At 54.9% G+C, this 4,607-nt stretch carries 3 protein-coding genes and 2 pseudogenes; 3 read left to right on the forward strand and 2 right to left on the reverse strand.

The window, feature by feature from the left end; translation table 11 throughout:
• Nucleotides 1–116 (forward strand): annotated as a pseudogene (locus tag NO887_RS18370) (IS630 family transposase); the annotation flags it as partial.
• A 46-nt stretch (nucleotides 117–162) separates the two neighbouring features.
• Here the strand turns inward: NO887_RS18370 and NO887_RS18375 are convergent.
• Together NO887_RS18375 and NO887_RS18380 are read right to left on the reverse strand one after the other, a co-directional pair.
• On the reverse strand, nucleotides 163–960 hold the full coding sequence (locus NO887_RS18375) for an alpha/beta fold hydrolase (RefSeq protein ID WP_256419610.1): 798 nt from the start codon (nucleotides 958–960) through the stop codon (nucleotides 163–165).
• A 48-nt stretch (nucleotides 961–1,008) separates the two neighbouring features.
• A complete protein-coding gene (locus tag NO887_RS18380; protein WP_256419611.1) occupies nucleotides 1,009–1,434 on the reverse strand; it encodes a DUF6884 domain-containing protein in 426 nt (141 codons plus the stop codon).
• Between the two features lie 119 nt (nucleotides 1,435–1,553).
• Here NO887_RS18380 and NO887_RS18385 point away from each other — a divergent pair, with 119 nt between their 5' ends.
• Together NO887_RS18385 and NO887_RS18390 are read left to right on the forward strand one after the other, a co-directional pair.
• Nucleotides 1,554–2,792: a hypothetical protein gene (locus tag NO887_RS18385; RefSeq protein WP_256419612.1), complete on the forward strand. Its 1,239-nt coding sequence runs from the start codon at nucleotides 1,554–1,556 to the stop codon at nucleotides 2,790–2,792.
• A gap of 122 nt (nucleotides 2,793–2,914) precedes the next feature.
• A pseudogene (locus NO887_RS18390) lies at nucleotides 2,915–4,480 on the forward strand (PD-(D/E)XK nuclease family protein); the annotation flags it as partial.
• Nucleotides 4,481–4,607 lie beyond the last annotated feature (127 nt).

Raw genomic sequence — 4,607 nt, forward strand, 5'->3', positions numbered from 1 at the left:
GACAACTTCAAGCAGCGCTCAGCAACCGTTTCTTCGACTCACTCGACGAACTGACAACAGCGATCGACAGTGTTCTTGATCAACTCTCGGTTCCAGAAGTGAGTAATTATTTCTAGTGGATACTATAGTTGATGAGACGCTGATGCGCGTGGCTGGACACTATCAGCAGCGCGCTGTGATGAACGACGAAAGAGCGTGGTTGAACTGCTCAGGCTCTTCGAGGAACGGACAGTGACCACTATCGGAGAAGCGCTCAATCTGGGCCTTAGGCGTATTATCGGCAACGTATTCGACACCACCATTCTCTAGCATCGTTTCATCTTCACCAAGACACACGAGGGTGGGGACATCTACGTCGGGAACCACTTCCCGGTAGTCGCGTACTGATTGGTCGAAGAGAATCGCGCTCGTGATCGAGGGAGGGACTCGTGTGATTTCATCGAAGAGCGTCTGTTCGACACAATCCGGTTCATCCACAAGCATCTCATCAATGAGAGACCACGCCAGCTCGTGTGGGTTGGTTTGTGCGAGCTCCATGAGTCCACGAAGTTCGCCAAAGCCGAACACACCGTGCTCGTAATCCTCCTGTTCAAGATCGAGTGGTTGTTGTTCGACACTCACGAAGCCCCGGAACCGGTCTGTCCCAAACTGGCGGACGTATTCCCACGCCACAAGCGATCCCATTGACCACCCGACAAGGACAACGTCAGAAAGATCCTGTGCGTCAAGGAACGCTTCCAGGTCACGGGCATACTGTGGGAGTGTATGCCCCGTTTCGGTTTTCTCGGAGCGACCGTGCCCTCTAAAATCGAGCGTGATCAGCTGATGGTCATCGCTGAGCGACTGCTGTTCGCTGAAGAATCGGCTACTCATTAATACGCCGTGGAGGAAGACAACTGGTACTCCGTCTCCATCTGATTCGTAGTACAACTCCGCCCCGTTGACCGATTCCGTTGGCATAGTGGCAGATATGTCTAATGGCTGTTAGCTGTTATGGGGGCGATGTATTCAGATACGATCGTTGTACCACGCGAGCGTTTCACCGAATTGTAACCCATCCGTCGGCACCGAGAATTCAGCACCCGTCTCGGAGAGTAGCGGTGTGAGTTCTTCATGGTAATCTCGCCCGGCATGGAAGACGAGCCGATTCCCGTCACCAAGCAGGCCTTCTTCGCGTAACTGCTCAAACACGGTTTCTGCCCACTCCCGTTTTGTATCCGCAGATGCACCGCTCAGCGTTTCATCGTACGGCTCGATTGGCTCCCCATCGGGGTCGAGCAAATGGTGTTTCGCAGAGAGGATATACCACGCATCGTGATTCGCTTCAACATACTGTCGAGCCTTTCTGAAAAACGCCGACTCGAGATACAGATCCTTCGGTTTCGCTGCCTCCTCACGCTTACTCTTTGTACAGCTGACAAGCCCGACCTCCATACGGGGTTGCTTTGTTGTCGATCCTATAATTGTATTCGATGAGGTGTATGCGAGTACGCTATAGATACCGGGTGTCTTGATCCCCCAACTATATGATCTAACCGTCAGTAAACAGGATAATGGCAGTCACCCTCACCGAGCCAACGGTGCTTGCTGCCGCGAAAGACACACTGTATCCCGATATTGATACGAGCCCGGATCAGTATGCGGTCACGGAGACGCAGTTTACCCAATCTACGTGGGGCGGCTGGACCATTCCTGATGCGCTTCGTGACCGACTCGCGCCGTACAACACGATTCGACTCAATGCTGGTGAACCCGACCTACTCGGTGTCGGCACACCAGCCACGGACGTGCTGAACGGTGATGCGGCGACGACGCCGGTCACGGTGATTGAGGCGAAAGGTCACAATGCTGACCCGGCCGCCGCCGACGTCGCTCGCGGCATCTCCCAGGCGCACGCTCATCTTCCTGAAGTCAACCTCGGATACGTCGCCGCCCCGGCACCCAGCATCACTGACACGGCCCGTGCACAAGCGCGGAATCTCAACATCGGCGTCATCGCCGTGGAGGACACTGACTCCGCACGTGTCGTTGAGCCCGCTCGCGTTACGGGGGCCGGTGAGTTCTCAACCACAATTGACGCGGTGCGACTCCAAGCAACCACACATCGACTCACCGACGGGAGCTTCCCAGTGAATCACCCGAAGAACTATTTGGGATACGCGCTCGCGCTTGCTGCCGACGACGACACCAAAACGGTGTATACTGACAACGTCATCAACGCGATCGCTGGCGGGCGACGTGGGGCAATTCTGTTAACTCTCGTCGACGACCAGCCCAACGGAGACTCACTGACGCACCTTGGTGCAGAAGTTGTGCGGTTTGCTCGTGAACAGCACGGGAGTGTCACAGCTGCGCTTGAGGTGTTTGACAGCTGGACGGGTCGCTCAACGCGGTTCACCGACCTTGCGCCGCGATGGGCACAGCTTGCCCGCTCTGTCGCCATCCAATACGACCCTACGAGGCTCATTGTTGAGTCGCTTGAGCGACTTCATCAGCACGGGGTTCGGGAGGCGACGATCGCCGACGTCGCGCTTGAGGCCACACGCATCAACCAACCGCTTGCCGTCGAGGTGTTTTTTACGCGGGACCGACGGGCTGAGGTTCTTACCGCGGATGGGGAGATTAACGAGGTCGTGCTTGGTGACCCGACGATTTACAAATCTGGGATTCACTTCCAATTTAAGTATCAGCTCTACCACATCGGGATCCTGACTACTGGTGGAACAGATGACAAAGACTCAGTTTTGGATAATAAATGGCGGTTAGTGCAAGCTATCAGGAGTTCTGCGTAGAGATCTCACAGTCTGTTCAGCACGCCGTTTGTATCAGCCGCTGAGGGTTTCAACAGAGCCGCTCAACCTTATCTCAACACCACCTGACAAAGATTTAACCGACACCGCTGACTTCTTGTGATGTGCCATTTCCCCGCGCAAAATCATCTCGCCAACTCTACGACGAAGTCAAATTGCACGACCGAGTGATTACTCCAGACGGACCGCTCGCAAGTGCTCTCAACCGCCAGCTTGATCGATCACACCTCGGGCCGTTTGCTATCCCTCCACGTCGTCTTGCGGTCGGTCGCCGACAGGAATCTGAGGATCGACTCGCGTTCCTCGGCATGATCGCCAACGAAGATATTTCGTGGAAACGGTGCGCCTACGCCGTCGGGAATATCCTCCAGTGTTGGGAACACCAAGGATCTCACGAGGCTATCTTCGAGTACGACGCCTACATCGACGAAGCTACTGAACGAGCTGTTGAGCGAATCGGCGACCTTGAGACGGCCTCGATGAAGCTCACAAACGACACTATCGATTCAGATCTCAATGTGGTCGTCGTTGAGCCAGAGATGCTCACCCAACTCGAACGAGCGTATCTGCCTGCTGAGTACGATACGGTCAGTCTCTTTGCCGATACAGAGTTTGAGCTGCCGTCGTTCCGTATCCATGAGTCACCGACAGCGATCATCGAGACGGTCGTGAATGCGGTCACTGAGACAAACGCCGAAAACGTCGGGATTGTCCTCGATCAAGAAAGCGAGTACTCGCCGCTCATTGAGTCTGCACTTGAGGCAGCCGACATCCCATTTTTCGGCGGACCGGGCTTTACTGATCGTAGCGAACACCGCTTGTTCCTTCATCTCCTCCGGACTGCTCACCGTGGAACTGACATTCGGATCAGCGAAATTCGGTCACTGCTGACAGCGTTTGACTGTGATGTGGCCAATCGTGACGCCGAGAAGCGGCTCCACGAACTCGATGATGATGACCTTTCATGGCTGATCGACTTCTGTCACGAGATCCAGGAGTACACGTTTTTGGACGCACTCTCAGCGTTTGAACACCGTACCGACGACACGCTTGATACGTTTCGAACGGAGCTAGAAGAACTTGGCATCGCCAACGAGTTCGTTACGGAAGCGCGCCTCGACGAGTTGTCGTTCTATCTACAGACGTATGAGGTGCCTGTCGACAGGGATAACGAAGGCGTCCTGCTCGCCGACGCGAAGTCGGCATCATACGTCGGTCGTGAGGTTGTCTTCTACCTCGGCCTCGATGACCGGTGGACTCACTCGGCACCACGTCGTCCGTGGGTTGATCAGGATGCTCAGTTCACGCGGAATCTCAAGAGCTTCCAGTTACTGTTACAGAGTGGGAGTCAGCAACACTATCTTGTTCAGGATGCGACCGGCGGATCGCCCGTTACCCCGTGTTTGTACTTCGAAGAGCTCCTTGAACGAGAGTACGATCGCTTCTCAGAGCTGCCGTCTACGACCCATCTCAATCGCTCTGAACCACGTGACGGAGCTGTATTCGACACAGAGCCGATCGGCGAGTCTCCTGAGCCTGTCGAGACGATTAGTAAGTCGAGTCTCAATACCTACGTGAACTCACCACGCGACTACTTCTTCAGTCGGATCGTCGACAGCCCCGAAAAGGATTACCTCACTGAAGGCAACCTACTCCATGACTTTGCGGAGCATCTGTCTTTAGTTAAGCCTCACACCTCGGTTGTGTAGCGGTAGCGAGTGTCTCTTGTAAGATTGGTCGCTGCTTGTGGATCTTTTGAGCGTCTTCGATCAACCGTTCGAGCAGCGGCGGTGGTGA

The sequence above is a fragment of the Halorubrum laminariae genome (assembly GCF_024494655.1).
Classification (GTDB): domain Archaea; phylum Halobacteriota; class Halobacteria; order Halobacteriales; family Haloferacaceae; genus Halorubrum; species Halorubrum laminariae.